We start from the raw sequence: 19,495 nt of genomic DNA on the forward strand, positions 1-19,495 counted from the left end.
AATCTAAGAAAAGAGAAGGCAGTGATAAATGAGTTCTTTTGGAGTTAGTTGCGCCGTGTACTTGGAGACTTGTTCGCACGGTGCTTAGGGGACGAAGCGGGGGTAACCCTGCTGACTTACCCAATCAAACATAGTGTTTGCTTGGGGATATAAGCCGCGCTTCCAGGTGGCAAGCTATAAGCGCGGCTTTTTGTCCAAGAATCTTATCGAAATAGCGGACATTTTTATTATTACTAATATCTTGGAAAAAGTCAAGAGTATTTTTTAAATTTTAATATTTATTTACAATTTTAAAAAATTGACTAGTTTGGGATTTTAAAAATAAAAATTAGTAATTTTGTTAGGTAATTTTTGATTTTTAATATAAACATCATAGGGTGGGCATTGCTAATGTGAATTCCGGAAGAATGGTAGGGTGGGCATTGCTGATAACTATCAAAATTGTTCCCTGATAAAATAAATGGGCAATGCCCACCAAGACCCAAGACTCGTAGGGTGGGCATTGCTGATAACTATCAAAATTGTTCGCTGATAAAATAAATGAGCAATGCCCACCAATACCCTAATGTGAATTCCGGAAGAATGGTAGGGTGGGGATTGCTGATAAATATCAAAATTGTTCGCTGATAAAATAAATGGGCAATGCCCACCAAGACCCAAAAGGCAATGGGTACCCTGGTTGGTGGGCATTGCTCAGGTGACTTTGGGCAGGTAGGCGAGTTGGAAACAGGCTTTTCCCACCCTACAAGCTACTCTGGTTGGTGGGCATTGCTCAGATCAATTCCGGCAGGATTGGGAGACCCAAGACTCGTAGGGTGGGCATTGCTGATAAGTATCAAAATTGTTCGCTTATAAAATAAATGAGCAATGCCCACCAAGACCCAAAAGGCAATGGGTACCCTGGTTGGTGGGCATTGCTCCGGTGACTTTGGGCAGGTAGGCGAGTTGGAAAAAGGCTTTTCCCACCCTACAAGCTACTCTGGTTGGTGGGCATTGCTCAGATCAATTCCGGCAGGATTGGGGGTTGGTTTCAAGCAATGCCCACCCTACAAAATGCTCTGGTTGGTGGGCATTGCTCAGATCAATTCCGGCAGGATTGGGGGTTGGTTTCAAGCAATGCCCACCCTACAAAATGCTCTGGTTGGTGGGCATTGCTCAGGTGAATTCCAGCAGGGTTGGGGGTTGGTTTCAAGCAATGCCCACCCTACAAAAGCGTAAGCTGAACCAGACAAGAATCCTAGGGTGGGTCTTGCTCAGCAAGTTCAACATTAGTTAGCCTAGAAATTAAATCCGCAATGCCCAGCAATCCACAACCATGCCCGAATATCGTCGAGCCTATGTCCCAGGTGGAACCTTTTTTCTGACTCTGGTAACCTACGACCGCACCCCTCTGTTTTCCGAACCCGAAACAATTGCTTATTTGCGTGCTGCACTTGCTAAAACTCGCACTGAGAGACCTTTTGAAATTACTGGTGCAGTTGTTTTACCTGACCATATTCATTTCTTGTGGACTCTACCCCCAGGGGATACAGCTTATTCCTACCGGGTTTCTCGGTTTAAGGTGTTGTTTACGCGATCGCTACGGGGTAAAAAATTCAAGCCACAGAATGTATCGGCATCCCGTCGTAAACACAGAGAAAGTAATGTTTGGCAGCGCCGATTTTGGGAGCATGTGATTCGAGATGAATCTGACTTCCAACAGGCTTTAGATTATATTCATTACAATCCGGTTAAGCATGGGTTGGTATCTTGTCCTCATCGGTGGGAGTATTCGAGTTTCACCAGATGGGTTGAAACAGGTCAGTATCAGATCGATTGGGGTTGTTGTTGCTGGGGGAGACAACCATTAGTTCCAGATTTTTCGGAAATTGGAGCCAAGGTTGGTGAGTGAATTATCAACGGTTGGTGGCTAGACAATCGTAGGGTGGGCATTGCTGATTGAGATCATGATTGAAAACCGATCAATGAAATGGGCAATGCCCACCAATAATGACAATCGTAGGGTGGGCATTGCTGATTGAGATCATGATTGAAGGCCGAGCAATGACATGGGCAATGCCCACCAATAATGACAATCGTAGGGTGGGCATTGCTGATTGAGATCATGATTGAAGGCCGAGCAATGACATGGGCAATGCCCACCAATAATGACAATCGTAGGGTGGGCATTGCTGATTGAGATCATGATTGAAGGCCGAGCAATGACATGGGCAATGCCCACCAATAATGACAATCGTAGGGTGGGCATTGCTGATTGAGATCATGATTGAAAACCGATCAATGACATGGGCAATGCCCAGCAATAATGACAATCGTAGGGTGGGCATTGCTGATTGAGATCATGATTGAAGGCCGAGCAATGACATGGGCAATGCCCAGCAATAATGACAATCGTAGGGTGGGCATTGCTGATTGAGATCATGATTGAAGGCCGAGCAATGACATGGGCAATGCCCACCAAGACCCAACCAGAATCGTAGGGTGGGCATTGCTGATTGAGATCATGATTGAAAACCGATCAATGACATGGGCAATGCCCACCAAGACCCAACCAGAATCGTAGGGTGGGCATTGCTGATTGAGATCATGATTGAAAACCGATCAATGACATGGGCAATGCCCACCAAGACCCAACCAGAATCGTAGGGTGGGCATTGCTGATTGAGATCATGATTGAAAACCGATCAATGAAATGGGCAATGCCCACCAATAATGACAATCGTAGGGTGGGCATTGCGGATCAAGACCATGATTGAAGGCCGAGCAATGACATGGGCAATGCCCACCAATAATGACAATCGTAGGGTGGGCAAATAGTGATGTCAATTCCGGAATGTTTGGGAGTTGGAAACCGGCCATAGGTACCCTGGTTGGTGGGCATTGCTCCGGTAAATTCCGGCAGGGTTGGGGGTTGGTTTCAAGCAATGCCCACCCTACAAAATGCATACTTTGTTGTCACCCCGTGAGGTTTCAAGCAATGCTTTGGGTGGGCAAAGTAATGGTGAATTCCGGAAGGTTTGGGAGGCATAGGTACCCTGGTTGGTGGGCATTGCTCTGGTCAATTCCGGCAGGATTGGGGGTTGGTTTCAAGGAATGCCCACCCTACAAAAGCTACAAAAGCGATCGCGTAGCGGCTCCAAAGGAGCATCGCACTACAAAATGCACCCTGGTTGGTGGGCATTGCTCCGGTAAATTCCGGCAGAGTTGGGGGTTGATTTCAAGCAATGCCCACCCTACTAAATGCTTACTGCTTGGTGGGCATTGCTCCGGTAAATTCCGGCAGGATTGGGAGTTGGTTTCAAGCAATGCCCACCCTACAAAATGCATACTTTGTTGTCACCCCGTGAAGTTTCAAGCAATGCCCACCCTACAAAAGCGTACGCACTAATCAATTCCGGAATGTTTGGAAGTTGGAAACCAGCAATGGATACCCTGGTTGGTGGGCATTGCTCTGGTAAATTCCAGCAGGGTTGGAGGTTGGTTTCAAGCAATGCCCACCCTACAAAAGCGTACGCACTCAGATCAATTCCGGCAGGATTGGGAGTTGGTTTCAAGCAATGCCCACCCTACAAAATGCGTACTACAAAATGCGTTCGCGTAGCGGCTCCAAAGGAGCATCGCACTAGAAAAATCTCCTGAGCCTGAGGGTCGAGCGAGGAAATATGGTGAAGGTAAAACAGTTCTTGAGTTTTCGGTGATGACGAAGGGAGTTAAACTAGGAAAATTTTTGGCATTGAATCGAGCTGCACCAGTTCACACTCAGGCTTTTGGTCACCTAGAGAGTCTTGAAGGTAAGTGTGGGAGGTGTGCTAAGTTGGGACAGTTTGGGAAGTTTGGGAATTCGACTAATTTCTAGTTATGAGAAATCCTAAAAAGCAGTTAACACTATTATCATGGACTCACTATATGTTTGGGGGATTTTTTGGATTTTACTCCCTGTTTATACTAATGTTGTATATCCCTTTTGGTCTGTTCATGATTGGTGCAACTGACTCAATTCCGGCAGACTTATCAGGAGAGTTATCAGAGTGGTTTAAGTTATCACGAAATGTGTCATCTGACTTGCCTGGCTATTTGCTGGTCATTTCTGGTGCCATACTTTTCATCCTTGGAGAAGTCTTTGCTTTTGCTATCATTCTCTCTGGATATATGCTCAGAAAAAGCAAGAATTATTGGTTTTCGTTTATGATAGCTTGCCTACTCTGCTGGTTCAGACCATTTGGCACACTTGTTGGAGTTTTAACGATTGTTGTTCTATCTCGGCAATCGGTAAAAAAATTATATCCTTTTAACTATTAAAAGGGAATCGGGAATCGGGAATCGGGAATCGGGAATCGGGAATCGGGAATCGGGAATCGGGAGTCGGGAGTCGGGAGTCGGGAATCGAAAGCAAGGAACAGGGAAAAATTTTTGTGTATCTCATTGTCTTGATCCAAAGCGCGAGTGGGGGTTTCCCACAAGACCGGGCTGCATCGCTACTATAAGAACCACTGTAGTTAGTATTACTATACTTGTGATTAGTGTAAGGGTGAACCGCTGAGTGCGATGGCCTTTGGCCACGCTACGCGAACGCATCCAATTCAATCAACACTATAGGGTACCTAAATAAATTGTGAGAATTTTTGTTCCCGACTCCCGACTCCCTACTCCCGACTCCCGATTCCCGATTCCCGATTCCCGATTCCCGACTCCCGACTCCCGACTCCCGACTCCCGATTCCCGATTCCCGACTCCCTACTCCCTACTCCCTACTCCCTACTCCCTACTCCCTATTCCCTACCATGAGGTTTAAGCAGGCTAGCCAAATCAGGACCACTGGGAATAATTCCACCTGGATTGAGGGGGAAAAGATTGCCGTAGTAATCGCGCTTGACATCCTCCAAGCTACAGGTATCAGCAACTCCGGGAAGCTGATACAAGTCACGCAGGTAGGGGCCTAAGTTATCGTAGTCCTGAATTCTGAAACGGTTGCACTTGAACAATCCATAATAGACCACATCAAAACGGAACAGAGTGGTAAATAGACGCACATCTGCCAGGGTTACCCTATCCCCACACAGGTATCTACTGGTCTCCAGGGCTCGATCAATCTTATCCAAGGTTGTGAATAGCTGATCGCAAGCTTTCTCATAAGCTTCTTGGGTCTGGGCAAAACCGCAGCGATAGACCCCATTATTCACCGTGTGGTAGATAGTCTCATTCCACCCATCAATGGTTTCCTTTAGTTCCTCTGGATAAAGGTCTAGGGTAGGATTAGTAGCGAACTCATTGAACTGTGAGTTCAGCATTACGATAATTTCTGCACTCTCATTGTTGACAATGGTTTTGCTATGTTTATCCCACAGCACTGGAACTGTGCAACGACCGTTGTAGCCTGTTTGTGCCAGGTCGTAAAGCTCAGGAAGCGTGTCGCAGCCTTCTTGCTGCTCATTAAATACCCAAATCCCCTGATTTGAAGAAGGAGAGGCAATGAATACCGGTATTGCCTCTTTGAGTCCCTTCAGTGCCCTTACCACGAGAGTGCGGTGCGCCCAAGGACAACCAAGTCCTACATAAAGACAGTAGCGTCCTGCTTCGGGTTGGTAAGAATTCTCTGCTTCTGTGCCAATAAAATTCCTAAACTCGCTCTTCGGGCGAATGTACTCTCCAGAATTATTCCGTGGAGCCAGCTTCGACATCATCATTTGCCAGAGAGTTGTCCAGACAAACTTTCCCAACCTGATGATTAGTGATGGTGGGAGTGACTTGCCTTTCTTCTTAGTTTCAGCAGCTCTGGTCATGATAGGAGTTTAGTAAGACATATAGCGCTACGGGCAAGGCAAAAGGCAAAAGCGATGCAGCGCGGTCTTGGGGGTTTCCCCCATGAGCGACTGCATCAAGACGGCAAAAGGCAAAAGGCAAAAGTTTTCTATAACAGCTTTTGCTGTTTGTATCAATGTCAAACACCTTAATGCGTAGTGCTATATATACGATACCAACAAATTCTGACCAGTGGCCTGATTACCCTAATAGGGCTAAAAAATAACCGTGACTTCAACAGTGTAAGTCACGGTTATTTTTGAGTCAAATCTTCCGGTTTTCCCAACCAAACTAACGTCTGTTAGGTTTCTTCTCCGATACTTTTTAGCTACCAAAGTCTACCAAGATAAACTTTAGCCCGCCAATGCAAGCTGATTCCTCAGCCAGGGGGTATCTCCCAAAGCACGAAGAAATATTCCTCGTGCGCGATTAAATTTTTAGAACCAGATCCAATGTCACTACAAAACCCTTGGTTTTCGGGAAATTTTAATTAAGACAAGGTCGTGGCACTAATATCATAGTTAAAGTATAGCAAATTACTTGAGGCTTTGGCAACCTTTGTGATACTTTTGCCTACTGTCAACTAACCCTTAGAATTATCTTCTGGATCATCGATCTTTGGTACCCAATTAGGAGTGTCTGACCCTTCCCAACCAGCAGGACGTTTAGAGTTGTACCAAGCAATCGAGCCAATCACAACTGCTGCCACAAAACCCACAACATACACTAGGGTAAACCACAAGGGAAAACTGCCTGCTTCCATCAATACATACATAGCCAGTTTAGATTTTCTCGTATTTCGGTTATCGTACCATCCAGCATGATGGCTTCGATACCGTAAGCTATAAGCTATCAGTATTCAGCTATCAGTATTCAGCTATCAGTATTCAGCTATCAGTATTCAGCTATCAGTATTCAGCTATCAGCTATCAGCTATCAGCTATCACTATTCAGCTTATGAGCTACTTCCCAGCCTCGTTCGCACAGCGTGGCCATTCGCGTAGCGTGGCCTTTTGGCCAAGGCCAAAGCCTGTGCCACAAAGCTGACGGGTGATGGCTGACGGGTGATGGCTGACGGGTGATGGCTGACCGCTGACCGCTGACCGCTGACCGCTGACGGCTAACAGCACCTACTTTCTAGCTGCTGGGGGAGCTAACGGACCTCCTGCTGGCTTGCGTTGAGGCTTAGGACGAGCCACCGGTTTAGGAGCAACTCTCGGTGCTGGTGCTGGCCTGCGCCGTGCTCGTGCTGGTGCTGTTCTGCGCCTTGCTGGTGCTGGTGAATACCTGCGCTTTGCTGGTGCTGACCGTCTCGGGGCAGTGTTTCTGGGCGTATAGCGTCTGGTAGTACTTTTACGGGGATAAGACCGTTTAGTTGTTGCTTTGCGACGGTAATACCGTTTGGGTTGAGAGCTTTTCCTAGACACCCTGACCCGATTACTACGACGCCGTGTAGAACTGGCTCTTCTGGTTGAACTACCTCGTCTTGAACTCGTTCTTCTCCTTGACCGAGTTGTGGAAGCGGTAACGGTAGTGGGAACAAATTTTTTGTTAATAACTCGTTTAGGTTTAATCGGCTGAGCTTCAATGGTAGCTTCCCGACCGGATAACTTCCTGGGGCGCTCAGTAAAGGACTCACGGTCTAAGTCTTCGATTACCTCCAACATGAACTGACGCCAGGTGGCAGCAGCAGTTGCACTAGAACCCTTGGTAGGCTTGTTATCATCATTACCTAACCAAACCCCAGCGACTAATTGGGGAATATAGCCCACAAACCAGAGGTCACGGGCATCATCCGTAGTGCCGGTTTTGCCAACTGCTGGTCGTCCAATTTGAGCCGCTGTCCCAGTACCCCCGGTAACCACACCCCTGAGCATCCAGGTCACAATGGCTGCTGTTTCTGCATCAATAGCTCGCTCACCCTCGACTTTGTGGTCGTAAATCACGTTACCGTGCTGGTCAATAATGCGGCTAATCCCATGAGCATCGTGGTGAATGCCTTGGGCAGCTAAGGTGCCATAGGAACTGGTCAGTTCTAACAGGTTTACCTCAGATGCTCCTAAGGCTAGGGAGTAGGTGGGATGGAGTTTAGATTTAATCCCCATTTTTTGAGCCAGTTTGATGATCGGCTCCCAGCCCACATCCACTAGGGTTTTAACTGCTACCACATTTATCGAAGAAATCAGGGCATCCCGCACTGAGATCGAACCCCGGAATCTCTCACTGTAGTTTTTAGGTTCGTAACCATCTACTATATATCCGGCATCCATGTAGCCTTTATAGGGAGACATCCCTGTTGCTAATGCTGCGGTATACACGAATGTTTTGAATGTAGAACCAGGCTGACGCTGAGCTTGGGTGACCCGATTGAGGTAATTATTGCTATCTAGGTCATTAAAATCCTTACCCCCAACCATAGCTTTGATCTGACCATTGCGGGGATCGACGGCAACTAGTGCAGCTTGTCCAAACCGTTGGTAACGACCATAGGTTTTCATGGTCTTTTGGACAGCAGTTTCAGCAGCATCTTGCCACTCTAAATTAATTGTAGTTTCAATAGTCAGCCCTTTCTTAGCCAGTACTTCTTTGGAAACGTATTTGGGCAATTCTTGTTGAATATATTCCGTGAAATAGAATGCTTTACGCTCCAGTCGCTTCGGTTGGCTTGGCTTAATACTCAGGGGCTCGGCCATGGCTTTGTTGGCTTCAGCCTGGGAGATGTAGCCATTTTCCAACATCCGCTGCAATACTACATCACGACGCTCTTTGGCTGCTTTTTGCCTAGAGCTATTGATTTTGCCCTCCAACAATGGCGAGTAAACACTAGGAGCTGGGGGTAATCCCGCCAGTGTTGCCATTTCTCCCAAGGTCAGGTCTTTTACCGGTTTACTAAAATAGACCCAAGCCGCATCAGCAATCCCGTAAGCACCGGAACCCAAATAGACTAGGTTTAAATAACGCTCCAGGATTTGATCTTTGCTCAAATCCTGCTCAATTTTCTGCGCCATGCGCATTTCTTTGAGTTTGCGTACGATGCTGCGTTCGTGATCAAAGTAGACAATTCTAGCAAGTTGCTGGGTAATCGTGCTACCTCCTTCTACTACTCCCCCAGCTTTGAGGTTAGCCACAGTAGCACGGAGAATACCCTGGGAATCTACCCCTTTATGCTCTTTAAAGCGTTGGTCTTCAATCGCAATGAAGGCTTCCATCAGGGTTTCGGGTATTTCCCAAATCTTGAGGGTCTCATGGCTAGCTGGCCCAATTTGCTGGATAATAGTGCTGTCGGCAGCTTTAATCGTGATCGTGTCATCTCGAACATAGGTCAAGACATCCTTAGTAGAATCTGGCAGAGAGCTTTCTAGCTTTTGCCAACCCCAACCCAATGCGATCGCACTGCCACCCACCCCTAGTCCGATCCAAAACCAGGAGCGACGATAGATTGCTTTTGGTCCAATTAGCGGTTTGATAACCGTACTAGATACACGCTTAATTCCGTTGAGAGTTTGGGCAACTACCCTCGGTCGCTTCCGCCGTCTTGGCTTTGGTGAGGGGTGCTTGCCATCATTAGACTCAACACTCTGATTCAAATCCGATTTTTTCGCCAGTTTCTTTGAGAGATTCCCAGAGTTGTGGCTATGCCGATCTTGGGGCTTCGGGGAAAATATTGACACATCAACTCCTTAGCAATACAAAAGCAGCCATAACATGTTGTCGTATAACTTGTTGTCTATTTTAGGGCTTAAAATTTTAAATTTAGTGAATCTGTAACTTTTTTCCTTCTGCTTCCCTAAAATCAGGATTTATACGTAGTAGTCATGATGTCATTGGTCATTCATTATTGGTTATTTTCCACTACTAGTTAAGCCTAGGGTGAGCGACTAATCATGACCAAAGCATAATGGAAATATTAAACTAAACGTTATTTTTTGCGATTTTTCAATCCAATACGTCCTCTTTAAACCCTGTGGTATTTTCCTCCGAACGTCTTCTGTTTACACCAGCCACTCCTGACGACCATGCCATTCCTACTATCTTTGCCTTTCCTAATCAATACAGTATAGGTATTACTAGTCTTGGCTATCAGATAGTGTGGGCATCTTTAGCCTTGCGCCCTGACTTAAGGGTCAGCCGCTTGTTCACCGATTACCATGAGCCATTACCGAGACAGCCAGAATTACTAGGTTATTCTATATCATGGGAATTGGATTATGTCAATATCTTAGGGGGATTGGAATTTTTGGAGATACCCCTATACTCAGCACAACGGGACTCTAGCCATCCCCTAGTGTTTGGTGGCGGTCCCGTGTTAACGGCTAATCCAGAACCCTTTGCTGACTTCTTTGATGTGATTTTGCTCGGAGATGGGGAAATCCTGCTAGATAATTTTATCGATGCGTATCAAGAGGTTCGGACTGCTGAACGTAATACTCAATTGCAGCATTTGGCTCAAGTCCCTGGAGTTTATATACCTAGTTTATATGACGTAACCTACCATGACCTAACGAGTGCGATCGCATCCATTAAACCAGTGTCTGATCAGATTCCTGGCACCGTCTCTAAACAGACCTATCGGGGCAATACCCTGTCTGCTTCCACAGTGGTCACCGAAAAAGCGGCTTGGGAAAACATCTACATGGTAGAAGTAGTGCGCAGTTGTCCAGAAATGTGTCGCTTTTGTCTGGCCAGTTACCTTACTTTACCATTTCGTACTCCTAGCGCGATCGATTCTTTGATTCCAGCTATAGAACGGGGATTAAAGGTAACAGACCGGATTGGCTTACTGGGAGCATCCGTCACCCAGCATCCCGAGTTTGATGTGTTGTTAGATTACCTAAATCAGCCACAATACGACCATGTGCGCTTGAGTATTGCCTCAGTGCGAACCAATACAGTTACTGAAAAGCTAGCCCAAACCCTAACTAGACGTAACACCCGTTCGATTACGATTGCAGTAGAAAGTGGCTCACAACGGTTGCGCGAGATTATTAATAAGAAGCTCACTAATGACCAAATTATCCAGGCAGCAGTGAATGCTAAAGCAGGGGGATTAAAACGTCTGAAACTCTACGGGATGGTAGGAGTTCCGGGAGAGGAAATAGCAGATGTTGAAGAAACTGTAGCGATGATGGAACAGATTAAGAAAGCAGCGCCCGGTCTAGGCTTAACCCTCGGTTGCTCTACCTTTGTGCCCAAAGCTCATACACCCTTTCAGTGGTTTGGTGTCAATCCCCAAGCCCAGAAGCGCCTCAAGTTGTTGCAGAAAAAATTGCGATCGCAAGCCATAGACTTTCGACCAGAAAGCTACAACTGGTCAGTCATTCAAGCACTCATTTCCCGAGGGGATCGTCGCTTATCCCAACTCTTAGAACTAACCAGGCATTATGGCGATTCCCTAGGCAGTTTCCGCCGTGCCTTTAAACAATTGCGAGGACAGTTACCTGAACTAGACTTCTACGTCTATACCGACTGGTCAACAGAACAAGTGTTGCCTTGGAGTCATCTGCTTGGGCCACTTCCCCAAGCCACCTTGCTCAAGCACTTAGGTGCTGCTACAGCTGTGGGGTTAGGGAATGGGGAATAGGGCCTGTGGGAGGTGTGGGAAGTGTAGAAAGTCAGTTATTTTATTAAACGGGGTACCTATTTGAGCCAAAGTTCCCGACTCCCTCGGTGCGCTTTCCGTAGGCGAATTAAATTCGCCACGGGTCGCACCGCTCCCGACTCCCTGTGCCCTTTGCTATTTATTATTAAGCATTCAGCGTGTCGCGTATCAGCTATCAGCCAAAGGCCTGTGGCCACACTACTTGAGCTCCGAACAGCTTTTGAATAAAATAAGCTGACGGCTGACGGCTGACGGCTGAATGCTTAGATTTATTACTTTTACTAATTACAACCTATGATTGAAATCTTCAATGAAATACAGAATACATGGCAGGATATAGTCCTACCTGTAGATAAAAGAAAAGATTGTTGGACAGTTAGTCAACAATTCCGTGATCATGTCAAACAGTTTTTCCCAAAAAAACAATATAACTTATTAGAGGTGGGATGTTACAAAGGTTTGACCGCAAAGCACCTAGCGGATCACTTCAATCAATATCTGGGTTTAGATGTTAACGATAGCTACCTGAGAGTAGCAAGACTAAACAATATTTTTAATTCCCATGTAAAATTCCAAAAATTTGATGTGTATACTTCTGATTGGAATCAGTTAACCTTTCCTGCTGATGTGGTTTTAATAGATGCACGTCATAAATACGAGTATATCAAACAAGATATTGATAACTGTTTAAAGCGATTTAATAATGCATTGATAATTTTTGATGATTATGGAGCATGGGAAAGCGTCTATAGGGCAGTTAATGAAGCGATCGATGACGGTAAGTTAGAGGTAGTCAAAGAAATTGGAGTTGAGAAAGGCCAACAACTATGGCCAGATCAGAATAATCCATACTCTTACACACATTTTGGCTCAGAAGGATTAATTTGCCGTAGTAGTGAAACGGTTTTAAATTAGGTTAGGTTTTGAGGGAGTAGGGAATAGGGAGTAGGGAGTAGGGAACTCAGATTAGTTGTACCTAACATTCGACTCTAGGGTCTGGGGGGGTGACATGCAAGCTAAAATCCTTACTGGGTAAGATATTCAGCTCATCTGTTACAAAAAGATACATGCTGTTTTGGACCGACCTTGGACGTAGTTATAAGGGTTTGAGCGTCCAGAACATCAAAGAAGGGTCAATTTGGGAGTTTATCTTTCCTGAAATAATTGGCATCAAAGCCTTACCTAGTAAGCTTTTCAGGGCTCATGTCACCCCCTCAGCTCTAGGGTGGAGTAATATTTGTTCTCTACTTCGTTAATTTTCAAAATAGCCCTACACCCGTTTGCCCACAGCCAACACCCAGTAAAGCTAACAATGCTGCTTCTCACTCCGTCAGGTCAAAAAGACACCGGTTAACTAGTTAAAATAACTTAACATTAATCATCCTTAACATAAAAGGTACCCTCAAGGGTACTGTTAAGCCAGAGTTAGATCTGACATTCTAGAAATGTGTTGATGAAACCTAATTGCAGCAAGAGGTAAAACCCATGCCTTACAAATATCATAAACCCTGTGTGTTCCAAGTTCCGATCAAATTAGAAGTACCCATTGTTCTCGACATCGCTGTCGCTGCTAAGCGTAAGTGCTTTGACAAATATGAGGAGATGGAGCTCATTGAGACCGAAGGTAGCGGAGATACTGAGCCAGCCGAACCGGTTGGCACTTAGTACCTTTAGGCATATTTGAAAGGAATCTTTAACGGCTGGCTTTGAATTAGTTCATAGTAATTAATCCCTGCAATACCCCTAGGCTGATCAAGCCAGGGGATTTTTTTGTCAGTCTTTTGCTGATATAGTGCTATGCCCAAGGCAAGAGGCAACAGGCAAAAGGCAAGAGTTAATTAAGTAAGAATGCAGTTGCTCATCTCCCCATCTCCCCATCTCCCCATCTCCCCATCTCCTCATCTCCCCATCTCCCCATCTCCCCATCTCCCCATCTCCCCATCTCCCCATCTCCCCATCTCCCTATTACCTATTACCTATTCCCTATTACCTATTCCCTATTACCTATTCCCTATTCTCCCCTCACAAGACCACCATAGACCAATTTCTCAATTGTCTTTACTAGCAACAGTGTTAACTATGGAAAAATAATGTTTTATTGCTGTAACCGTTAGGACTACTGATAAACTGGCACTGTCTCCAATCACTCCAACTGTTATTTCTATTTTACTAGTAAATAAGAAACATCGATGATTGGAGAAAACAAATGAAAAAAGCAATCTTATTACTAGCTACAGCTGCTGCAGTTACCGTCCCTACAACTGAGGCTTTTGCTCAGCATACTTTTCCTAGTGAGCGTTCCCACTGTCGAGCCACTCTAACTGCTAGCAACCCCAATTCTCGGATCACCTTACGTTCTGGAGCAGGAACTAATTATAGAAGCTTGGGTTATGGTTTAGTCGGTGATAATGTCTACGTCCTAACAGCAACTCCTCCAGAGCCAGATTACAAAATAGACAGGGTTGGCTATGGTTGGCACAGAGTAGGTTTTCCAGTAAGTGGTGCCAAAGGATGGATTCGCGAAGATTTACTCAAGGTTGAATGTGCTCCCATTAATGATTAAGGAGGTGGATGGGTAAAAACTAAAGGATAGCATTTATAAAAATGCTATCCTTAAAATAAATTAATCTTAATCATCCTTAACATAAAAGGTACCCTCAAGGGTACTGTAAAGCCAGAGAATTATTTGACATTATATAAATGTGTTGATTGAAATTAATTACAGCAAGAGGTAAAACCCATGCCTTACAAATACGATAAACCTTGTGTGTTCCAAGTTCCCATCAAATTAGAAGTACCCATTGTGCTTGACCTAGCTGTAGCGGCTAAGCGTCAGTGCTTTACTAAGTATGAAGAAATGGGCATCGAAGAGGCAGAAGGTAACGGAGGTGGTCGTGATAAAGCTGAAGTACCTAGCACTTAATCTCTTTAGCAATCTTTGACGGCTAGCTTTTAAATTCTGGGCATTAATTAAGTCCTATATCTCCTCTCTATCCTCCATTCTGACCTCAGGATGGAGGAATTTTTATTTTCGACATTAACCGATAATTATGCCCACCAATACCGAAGCAGATCAAAATCGTAGGGTGGGCATTGCTCAGGAAGATTAAAATTAGTGAGCCTATAAATTAAATGAGCAATGCCCACCAATACCGAGGCTAATTTATGCCATCTTATTATCAGTTTATAAAAGGTACCCTTAAGGGTACTGCCAAGCCAGAGAATTATTTGACATTATATAAATGTGTTGATTGAAATTAATTACAGCAAGAGGTTAAACCTATGCCTTACAAATACGATAAACCCTGTGTGTTCCAAGTTCCCATCAAATTAGAAGTACCCATTGTACTTGACCTAGCTGTAGCGGCTAAGCGTCAGTGCTTTACTAAGTATGAGGAAATGGGCATTGAAGAGAACGGAGTGGGTAATGAGCCAGGTGAAGTACCTGCCACTTAGTCTCTTTAGTAACTTTTGACAGGAATCTTTGACGGCTGGCTTTAAATTATTTCATAGAAATTAGTTCCTCAAATCCCCCTTGGCTTACCAAGTCAGGGGGTTTTTCTTAACCAGTCTCTTGCTAAGGTTAACTAAAAGGTACCCTTAAGGGTACCGCAACATGTTAGTAACTTATGACATCATTGGGAGAGATTAACACTACCTGCAAAACTACCTGTTGGAGGGCAAATCATGCCTGACGAAAATATCCAAGAATCGGCTTACAACTGTGAGTTTGAGATTCCGATCAATTTTTTAGTTCCCTTATCATTCAAGCCCACATTTGCGCCACAAAAGTGTACCTTTCAACTTTGCAATCACCCTGATGCTAGTGCCAGTCCGCCACCTTATGGTTTGCGTCTTGATGGACTGCTCACTGGTAATCCTAGAGATATCTATACCTTTGATTTTGAGTACAAGGGGGCAGAGGTATGGCTCGACTACACCAGCACAGGTGAGATCCACATCCACGGAAAAGCTTTCGGTGGACAAAAAGAAGGGAAGAATTACAAACCAGGAACAACTGACTACTGGGATATCGACTTTACCTACAAAGTTGTGGGACATAAAGACAACGATGCCTATGTCACGGAGAAAGCCTATGGCAAGTACAACATTGGCATGGGTAAGGGGACAATCAAGTCTAAGAAGTTCAAGTCCTTTGATTTAGTAGACTACTTCGGTAAACATGAATACTCCTTCCGGTTTGGTGATGATACGGAGCACCGGGGCTATAAAGGTATCTCTGGCTGGGGCTGGCTGAATCATAGTGGTGCCAAAGATGGTATCTATGAGCACCTAGATTACTCTGACTGGCTATTCGTTGCTAAAATTCCTAAACTATCCATGGCTAAATGGAAGATGATCTGCTGGAGTGGCTTAGCCAGTGCAGTCTGGTCTGAGGATGATCATAAGAAGTCCGATTATTAGCGATTAGTTATAGCGCCGCGCCCAGTGTGGGGAGATGGGGAGATGGGGAGATGGGGAGATGGGAAGTGTGAGAAGTGTGGGAAGTGTGGGAAGTGTGGGGAGATGGGGAGATGGGGAGATGAAGAGATGGGGAGATGGGGAGATGAAGAGATGGGGAGATGAAGAGATGGGGAGATGGGGAGATCAGCAACTGACTCCCCAAGACGGCGCTATCTCCCGACTCCCGACTCCCGACTCCCGACTCCCGACTCCCGACTCCCGACTCCCGACTCCCCGCTCCCTAAATCCAAGAATCGCTAACCACTAACAAATTTCTTGATCTGTTCCAGTTTGTCTTTGTAGGGAGCATAGCGCAACTGCAAATCCAGCCAGAAGGACTTCTTCAGCACGCTTTTTTGGTGAGAAAAGGTATCAAAACCAGCTTTACCATGATAAGCACCCATGCCACTATCACCAACTCCACCAAATGGTAAGGAAGGAACATTTAGATGCATAACTGTTTCATTCAAGCAAACAGCACCAGCAGAGGTCTGTTGCAAAACCTGCTGTTGCTTTGATTTGTCTCTGGAGAAAAAATATAGGGCTAAGGGTTTTGGTCTTTGGTTAACTATCCCAATCGCTTCATCTAAATTACTGTATTCAATCACAGGTAGAATCGGACCAAAGATTTCCTCTTCCATCACTTTATCCTCTAAGGAAATATTGTCGATGACCGTTGGAGCAATATAGCGGTCTTCTGCATTAGTTTGTCCACCAATTATAATCTCACCATCGTTGAGTAAGCTACTCAAACGCTGATAATGTTTATCACTGATAATTCGAGCATAATCTGGACTTGTGGCGGGATCATCTCCATAAAATTTATGGATACAGGCTTTGATTTCCTGGAGTAAATCAGATTTAATCTCCCGATTGACCAGCAGATAGTCTGGTGCAACGCAGGTTTGACCGGCATTGATAAACTTACCCCAAACAATTCGTTTTGCTGTAGTCTCTATCGGCACATCTGTCTCCACAATGCAGGGACTTTTACCCCCCAACTCTAGGGTGACTGGGGTTAGGTGTTTGGCAGCAGCAGTCATGATAATTCTGCCAACTTGGGTGCTGCCAGTGAATAAGATATGGTCGAATTTTTCTGCTAACAGTTCCTGACTGGTTTCTACTCCCCCTTCCACTACAGCAATATAGCTAGGGTCAAAGTTTTTCTGGATAATCTCTGCGATCGCACCAGAGGTGTGAGGGGAGATTTCAGAGGGTTTGATCACGCAACAGTTTCCGGCTGCGATCGCACCCACTAAAGGAGCAATGGCTAGAGCAAATGGATAGTTCCAGGGACTGATAATCAGTACTACTCCCAAGGGTTCGGGATAAATTTGACCCGAGCCTGGAAAATTTGCCATTGAGACCGGGACTCTTTTGGGCTTGACCCAGGATTTAATATGCTTGAGGGTGTGATCAATTTCCTGCACCAGGATAATTTCGGTAGCATAAGATTCAAATTCCGCCTTGTGCAGGTCGGCTTTCAAGCCTTCTAAAATGGCAGCATCATTTTCTAAAATAACTTGCTTGAGGCGCTTGAGTTGGGCGATCCGGAATGCCACATCTTTGGTTTTACCGGTGCTGAAAAAATTGCGCTGCTGAGCCAAAATATCTTTGACTTGACTGGTTTGTAGTTCAAGCATCTTAAAATTTAACCCCTGAACGGAAAAAAAAAATCATTTTCTTCTGGTTCAAGGTTAGCAATTATTTGATAGGATAGTTTATTGCTAAAGACTTGCAAGAGTTGAATCAATTCAGCTCCCTGAAACCATTAAGTACATGACTTACCCATTGCCCCCTAAATCCCCCAACTTTGGGGGACTTTCGTGACTTTGTCCCCCCCAGATTTGGGGGGTTAGGGGGGCAAAACCAACGAAACTTCGTAAGTCCTAAAGTAATCATTACGTCTGAAAACTCCCGATGCCACTAAAAATTTCAGCACTATTGAGCGGTAACAAACCATGGCATCGTCTGGGTTTGCCTGGTTGGACAGTCTCGGTAATTGCGATCGCACTCCTAATTTGCGCACCAGTCCTATTTGTGCTGGGCAGTATGTTCTCCGATTCTTCAGAAGTATGGAGTCATTTAGTCTCCACTGTCTTAGGCAGTTACATTGCCAACTCCGTTTGGTTAATCCTAGGTGTAGGTAGTGGAGTATTAATCCTTGGGGTTTCAACAGCATGGCTAGTAACCATGTGTCGCTTCTGGGGAAGCCGGGTGTTTGAATGGGCGCTACTACTGCCTCTGGCAGCACCAGCCTATTTACTTGCCTATACTTACACCAATATGCTGGACTTTTTTGGACCCGTACAGACCTGGCTGCGGCAGCTGTTTGGCTGGACTAGCGTGCAGGATTATTGGTTTCCCAATGTCCGGTCTCTGTGGGGTGCGATCGCAATGTTGTCTCTAGTACTCTATCCCTACGTTTACCTGATCACCAGGGTAGCGTTCCTAGAGCAATCCGTGCGTACCCTAGAAGCTGCTCGTTCCCTCGGATGCAGCCCTTGGCGTGGCTTCTTCACCGTGGCTCTACCCCTAGCTAGACCAGCGATCATGGCAGGTTTGGCCTTAGCACTGATGGAAACCCTAAGCGACTTTGGGACAGTAGAGTATTTCGGTGTCAGTACCTTCACGACAGGGATATATCGTACCTGGTTAGGTATGGGTGAGAGGTCAGCCGCTGCTCAACTAGCCGCCTGTTTGCTACTATTCATAATTGTTTTAATTCTACTAGAACGCTGGTCTCGTAAGCAATCTCGCTACTATGAGACTGGCAGTAGTTACCAACCAATCAAGCCATTTTCACTAACTGGGGGTCGAGGTATCCTCGCGCTGTTAGCCTGTTTGCTTCCTATTGCTCTTGGATTTTTAGCACCCGCAGCATTTTTGCTGCACATGACCATTAAAAATGCTGAGGAAACCTTAGATGATAATTTTTGGCAGCTAGCTACAAATAGTTTACTATTAGCCATTACAACAGCTGCCATTGCCATGGTCTTAGCATTAGTCATGGCTTATGGGCAACGTCTAGTGCCCAAACTAGGGATGCGCTTAGCAGTACGCACTGCTGCCATGGGTTACGCTATCCCTGGTTCAGTGATTGCAGTTGGTGTCTTAATGCCCTTAGGTCAGTTGGACAATACCATTGACAGCTGGATGCGGGCAACCTTTGGCTTATCCACTGGTTTACTTTTCAGTGGCACTATCATTGCTTTAGTATACGCCTATCTTGTACGCTTCCTAGCAATTTCATTTAATACCGTTGAATCCAGCCTAGGTAAGATCAAGCCTAGTTTAGATGATGCCTCTCGCAGTCTCGGTTATGGACCTACGCTGACCCTAATTAAAGTTCACGCCCCATTAATGTGGGGAGGATTGTTGACAGCAGCCATGTTAGTGTTTGTGGATGTCATGAAAGAGTTACCAGCAACTCTGATCATGCGACCGTTTAATTTTGACACCCTGGCAGTACGAGTTTACCAGTATGCCTCCGATGAACGATTAATACAGGCATCAGCACCAGCCTTAGCGATTGTTTTAGTAGGAATTATTCCAGTAATTTTATTGAGTTTAAAGATTGCTAAATCTCAGAAATAATTTTAATGCAGAATTCTAAATTCTAAATTCTAAATT

General features: G+C 45.3%; 24 protein-coding genes. 14 read left to right on the plus strand and 10 right to left on the minus strand.

Annotation, left to right across the window (positions count from 1 at the left end; all coding sequences use genetic code 11):
- Window positions 1–435 precede the first annotated feature (435 nt).
- Window positions 436–690, minus strand: a complete 255-nt coding sequence (locus F6K46_RS06880; protein WP_293066583.1) for a hypothetical protein — start codon at window positions 688–690, stop codon at window positions 436–438.
- A gap of 177 nt (window positions 691–867) precedes the next feature.
- On the opposite strand from F6K46_RS06880, the gene F6K46_RS06885 reads away from it, so the two are divergent.
- The 3 genes from F6K46_RS06885 to F6K46_RS06895 all read left to right on the plus strand — a co-directional run bounded on the left by F6K46_RS06885 (window position 868) and on the right by F6K46_RS06895 (window position 2,756).
- Window positions 868–1,218, plus strand: a complete 351-nt coding sequence (locus F6K46_RS06885) for a hypothetical protein (protein WP_293066580.1) — start codon at window positions 868–870, stop codon at window positions 1,216–1,218.
- A 97-nt stretch (window positions 1,219–1,315) separates the two neighbouring features.
- Complete coding sequence (locus F6K46_RS06890) at window positions 1,316–1,891, plus strand: transposase (RefSeq protein WP_075902257.1); 576 nt, start codon at window positions 1,316–1,318, stop codon at window positions 1,889–1,891.
- Window positions 1,892–2,609: 718 nt separating this feature from the next.
- Window positions 2,610–2,756, plus strand: a complete 147-nt coding sequence (locus F6K46_RS06895) for a hypothetical protein (RefSeq protein WP_293066578.1) — start codon at window positions 2,610–2,612, stop codon at window positions 2,754–2,756.
- Window positions 2,757–3,111: 355 nt separating this feature from the next.
- Here F6K46_RS06895 and F6K46_RS06900 read toward each other — a convergent pair whose 3' ends face one another.
- Entirely contained in the window at window positions 3,112–3,327 is a 216-nt protein-coding gene (locus F6K46_RS06900; protein ID WP_293066576.1) for a hypothetical protein, read from the minus strand.
- A gap of 531 nt (window positions 3,328–3,858) precedes the next feature.
- Between F6K46_RS06900 and F6K46_RS06905 the strand changes: the two genes are divergently transcribed.
- Window positions 3,859–4,299 carry a hypothetical protein gene (locus F6K46_RS06905; RefSeq protein ID WP_293066574.1) on the plus strand — a complete coding sequence of 147 codons (441 nt, stop codon included), beginning with the start codon at window positions 3,859–3,861 and terminating at the stop codon, window positions 4,297–4,299.
- Here F6K46_RS06905 and F6K46_RS06910 read toward each other — a convergent pair.
- Window positions 4,289–4,423, minus strand: a complete 135-nt coding sequence (locus F6K46_RS06910) for a hypothetical protein (RefSeq protein ID WP_293066571.1) — start codon at window positions 4,421–4,423, stop codon at window positions 4,289–4,291. The two genes, F6K46_RS06905 and F6K46_RS06910, sit on opposite strands and share 11 nt — an antisense overlap.
- Before the next feature lie 189 nt (window positions 4,424–4,612).
- Here F6K46_RS06910 and F6K46_RS06915 point away from each other — a divergent pair, with 189 nt between their 5' ends.
- Window positions 4,613–4,792: a hypothetical protein gene (locus F6K46_RS06915; RefSeq protein WP_293066568.1), complete on the plus strand. Its 180-nt coding sequence runs from the start codon at window positions 4,613–4,615 to the stop codon at window positions 4,790–4,792.
- On the opposite strand, the gene F6K46_RS06920 is transcribed toward F6K46_RS06915, so the two are convergent.
- The 4 genes from F6K46_RS06920 to F6K46_RS06935 all read right to left on the minus strand — a co-directional run bounded on the left by F6K46_RS06920 (window position 4,770) and on the right by F6K46_RS06935 (window position 9,470).
- Window positions 4,770–5,780 carry a glutathione S-transferase family protein gene (locus F6K46_RS06920; RefSeq protein ID WP_293066566.1) on the minus strand — a complete coding sequence of 337 codons (1,011 nt, stop codon included), beginning with the start codon at window positions 5,778–5,780 and terminating at the stop codon, window positions 4,770–4,772. The genes F6K46_RS06915 and F6K46_RS06920 overlap by 23 nt on opposite strands.
- 602 nt (window positions 5,781–6,382) lie before the next feature.
- Window positions 6,383–6,574 (minus strand): hypothetical protein, encoded by a 192-nt coding sequence (locus tag F6K46_RS06925; RefSeq protein WP_293066563.1) that lies wholly within the window; start codon window positions 6,572–6,574, stop codon window positions 6,383–6,385.
- A 187-nt stretch (window positions 6,575–6,761) separates the two neighbouring features.
- The gene (locus tag F6K46_RS06930; protein ID WP_293066561.1) at window positions 6,762–6,929 is read right to left on the minus strand and encodes a hypothetical protein; all 168 of its coding nucleotides are present in this window, start codon (window positions 6,927–6,929) and stop codon (window positions 6,762–6,764) included.
- Entirely contained in the window at window positions 6,930–9,470 is a 2,541-nt protein-coding gene (locus F6K46_RS06935; protein ID WP_366510843.1) for a penicillin-binding protein 1A, read from the minus strand.
- Between the two features lie 293 nt (window positions 9,471–9,763).
- On the opposite strand from F6K46_RS06935, the gene F6K46_RS06940 reads away from it, so the two are divergent.
- Window positions 9,764–11,380 carry a radical SAM protein gene (locus F6K46_RS06940; RefSeq protein ID WP_293066558.1) on the plus strand — a complete coding sequence of 539 codons (1,617 nt, stop codon included), beginning with the start codon at window positions 9,764–9,766 and terminating at the stop codon, window positions 11,378–11,380.
- Window positions 11,381–11,436: 56 nt separating this feature from the next.
- Here F6K46_RS06940 and F6K46_RS06945 read toward each other — a convergent pair whose 3' ends face one another.
- Window positions 11,437–11,595, minus strand: a complete 159-nt coding sequence (locus tag F6K46_RS06945) for a hypothetical protein (protein WP_293066555.1) — start codon at window positions 11,593–11,595, stop codon at window positions 11,437–11,439.
- A gap of 97 nt (window positions 11,596–11,692) precedes the next feature.
- Between F6K46_RS06945 and F6K46_RS06950 the strand changes: the two genes are divergently transcribed.
- Together F6K46_RS06950 and F6K46_RS06955 are read left to right on the plus strand one after the other, a co-directional pair.
- The gene (locus F6K46_RS06950) at window positions 11,693–12,313 is read left to right on the plus strand and encodes a class I SAM-dependent methyltransferase (RefSeq protein ID WP_293066552.1); all 621 of its coding nucleotides are present in this window, start codon (window positions 11,693–11,695) and stop codon (window positions 12,311–12,313) included.
- A gap of 570 nt (window positions 12,314–12,883) precedes the next feature.
- Entirely contained in the window at window positions 12,884–13,063 is a 180-nt protein-coding gene (locus F6K46_RS06955) for a hypothetical protein (protein WP_293053025.1), read from the plus strand.
- A gap of 108 nt (window positions 13,064–13,171) precedes the next feature.
- Here the strand turns inward: F6K46_RS06955 and F6K46_RS06960 are convergent, their stop codons facing one another.
- Entirely contained in the window at window positions 13,172–13,348 is a 177-nt protein-coding gene (locus tag F6K46_RS06960; protein WP_293053028.1) for a hypothetical protein, read from the minus strand.
- A gap of 256 nt (window positions 13,349–13,604) precedes the next feature.
- On the opposite strand from F6K46_RS06960, the gene F6K46_RS06965 reads away from it, so the two are divergent.
- From F6K46_RS06965 to F6K46_RS06985, 5 genes are all read left to right on the plus strand, one after another.
- Window positions 13,605–13,961 (plus strand): SH3 domain-containing protein, encoded by a 357-nt coding sequence (locus tag F6K46_RS06965; RefSeq protein WP_293053031.1) that lies wholly within the window; start codon window positions 13,605–13,607, stop codon window positions 13,959–13,961.
- Window positions 13,962–14,138: 177 nt separating this feature from the next.
- Window positions 14,139–14,321 carry a hypothetical protein gene (locus F6K46_RS06970; RefSeq protein WP_293053034.1) on the plus strand — a complete coding sequence of 61 codons (183 nt, stop codon included), beginning with the start codon at window positions 14,139–14,141 and terminating at the stop codon, window positions 14,319–14,321.
- Between the two features lie 359 nt (window positions 14,322–14,680).
- Window positions 14,681–14,854, plus strand: coding sequence for a hypothetical protein (locus F6K46_RS06975; RefSeq protein ID WP_293053037.1), 174 nt, complete (start codon window positions 14,681–14,683; stop codon window positions 14,852–14,854).
- 231 nt (window positions 14,855–15,085) lie between these two features.
- Window positions 15,086–15,823, plus strand: coding sequence for a hypothetical protein (locus tag F6K46_RS06980; RefSeq protein ID WP_293053040.1), 738 nt, complete (start codon window positions 15,086–15,088; stop codon window positions 15,821–15,823).
- 118 nt (window positions 15,824–15,941) lie between these two features.
- Window positions 15,942–16,130: a hypothetical protein gene (locus F6K46_RS06985; RefSeq protein ID WP_293053043.1), complete on the plus strand. Its 189-nt coding sequence runs from the start codon at window positions 15,942–15,944 to the stop codon at window positions 16,128–16,130.
- Here the strand turns inward: F6K46_RS06985 and F6K46_RS06990 are convergent.
- Window positions 16,120–17,505, minus strand: coding sequence for an aldehyde dehydrogenase (locus F6K46_RS06990; RefSeq protein ID WP_075903362.1), 1,386 nt, complete (start codon window positions 17,503–17,505; stop codon window positions 16,120–16,122). The genes F6K46_RS06985 and F6K46_RS06990 overlap by 11 nt on opposite strands.
- A 277-nt stretch (window positions 17,506–17,782) precedes the next feature.
- Between F6K46_RS06990 and F6K46_RS06995 the strand changes: the two genes are divergently transcribed.
- Window positions 17,783–19,459: an iron ABC transporter permease gene (locus tag F6K46_RS06995; RefSeq protein WP_293053048.1), complete on the plus strand. Its 1,677-nt coding sequence runs from the start codon at window positions 17,783–17,785 to the stop codon at window positions 19,457–19,459.
- Window positions 19,460–19,495: the final 36 nt, after the last annotated feature.

It is taken from the genome of Moorena sp. SIO3E8 (assembly GCF_010692445.1).
GTDB classification, from domain to species: domain Bacteria; phylum Cyanobacteriota; class Cyanobacteriia; order Cyanobacteriales; family Coleofasciculaceae; genus Moorena; species Moorena bouillonii.

Excerpts from the sequence above, each read along its gene's own strand:
- F6K46_RS06880 (WP_293066583.1), bottom strand. The coding sequence starts at position 690 with ATGCCCACCAACCAGGGTACCCATTGCCTTTTGGGTCTTGGTGGGCAT.
- F6K46_RS06885 (WP_293066580.1), top strand. The coding sequence starts at position 868 with ATGCCCACCAAGACCCAAAAGGCAATGGGTACCCTGGTTGGTGGGCAT.
- F6K46_RS06890 (WP_075902257.1), top strand. The coding sequence starts at position 1,316 with ATGCCCGAATATCGTCGAGCCTATGTCCCAGGTGGAACCTTTTTTCTG.
- F6K46_RS06895 (WP_293066578.1), top strand. The coding sequence starts at position 2,610 with ATGGGCAATGCCCACCAAGACCCAACCAGAATCGTAGGGTGGGCATTG.
- F6K46_RS06900 (WP_293066576.1), bottom strand. The coding sequence starts at position 3,327 with ATGCATTTTGTAGGGTGGGCATTGCTTGAAACCAACTCCCAATCCTGC.
- F6K46_RS06905 (WP_293066574.1), top strand. The coding sequence starts at position 3,859 with ATGAGAAATCCTAAAAAGCAGTTAACACTATTATCATGGACTCACTAT.
- F6K46_RS06910 (WP_293066571.1), bottom strand. The coding sequence starts at position 4,423 with ATGAGATACACAAAAATTTTTCCCTGTTCCTTGCTTTCGATTCCCGAC.
- F6K46_RS06920 (WP_293066566.1), bottom strand. The coding sequence starts at position 5,780 with ATGACCAGAGCTGCTGAAACTAAGAAGAAAGGCAAGTCACTCCCACCA.
- F6K46_RS06925 (WP_293066563.1), bottom strand. The coding sequence starts at position 6,574 with ATGTATGTATTGATGGAAGCAGGCAGTTTTCCCTTGTGGTTTACCCTA.
- F6K46_RS06950 (WP_293066552.1), top strand. The coding sequence starts at position 11,693 with ATGATTGAAATCTTCAATGAAATACAGAATACATGGCAGGATATAGTC.
- F6K46_RS06955 (WP_293053025.1), top strand. The coding sequence starts at position 12,884 with ATGCCTTACAAATATCATAAACCCTGTGTGTTCCAAGTTCCGATCAAA.
- F6K46_RS06960 (WP_293053028.1), bottom strand. The coding sequence starts at position 13,348 with ATGGGGAGATGGGGAGATGGGGAGATGGGGAGATGGGGAGATGGGGAG.
- F6K46_RS06965 (WP_293053031.1), top strand. The coding sequence starts at position 13,605 with ATGAAAAAAGCAATCTTATTACTAGCTACAGCTGCTGCAGTTACCGTC.
- F6K46_RS06970 (WP_293053034.1), top strand. The coding sequence starts at position 14,139 with ATGCCTTACAAATACGATAAACCTTGTGTGTTCCAAGTTCCCATCAAA.
- F6K46_RS06975 (WP_293053037.1), top strand. The coding sequence starts at position 14,681 with ATGCCTTACAAATACGATAAACCCTGTGTGTTCCAAGTTCCCATCAAA.
- F6K46_RS06980 (WP_293053040.1), top strand. The coding sequence starts at position 15,086 with ATGCCTGACGAAAATATCCAAGAATCGGCTTACAACTGTGAGTTTGAG.
- F6K46_RS06985 (WP_293053043.1), top strand. The coding sequence starts at position 15,942 with ATGAAGAGATGGGGAGATGGGGAGATGAAGAGATGGGGAGATGAAGAG.
- F6K46_RS06990 (WP_075903362.1), bottom strand. The coding sequence starts at position 17,505 with ATGCTTGAACTACAAACCAGTCAAGTCAAAGATATTTTGGCTCAGCAG.
- F6K46_RS06995 (WP_293053048.1), top strand. The coding sequence starts at position 17,783 with ATGCCACTAAAAATTTCAGCACTATTGAGCGGTAACAAACCATGGCAT.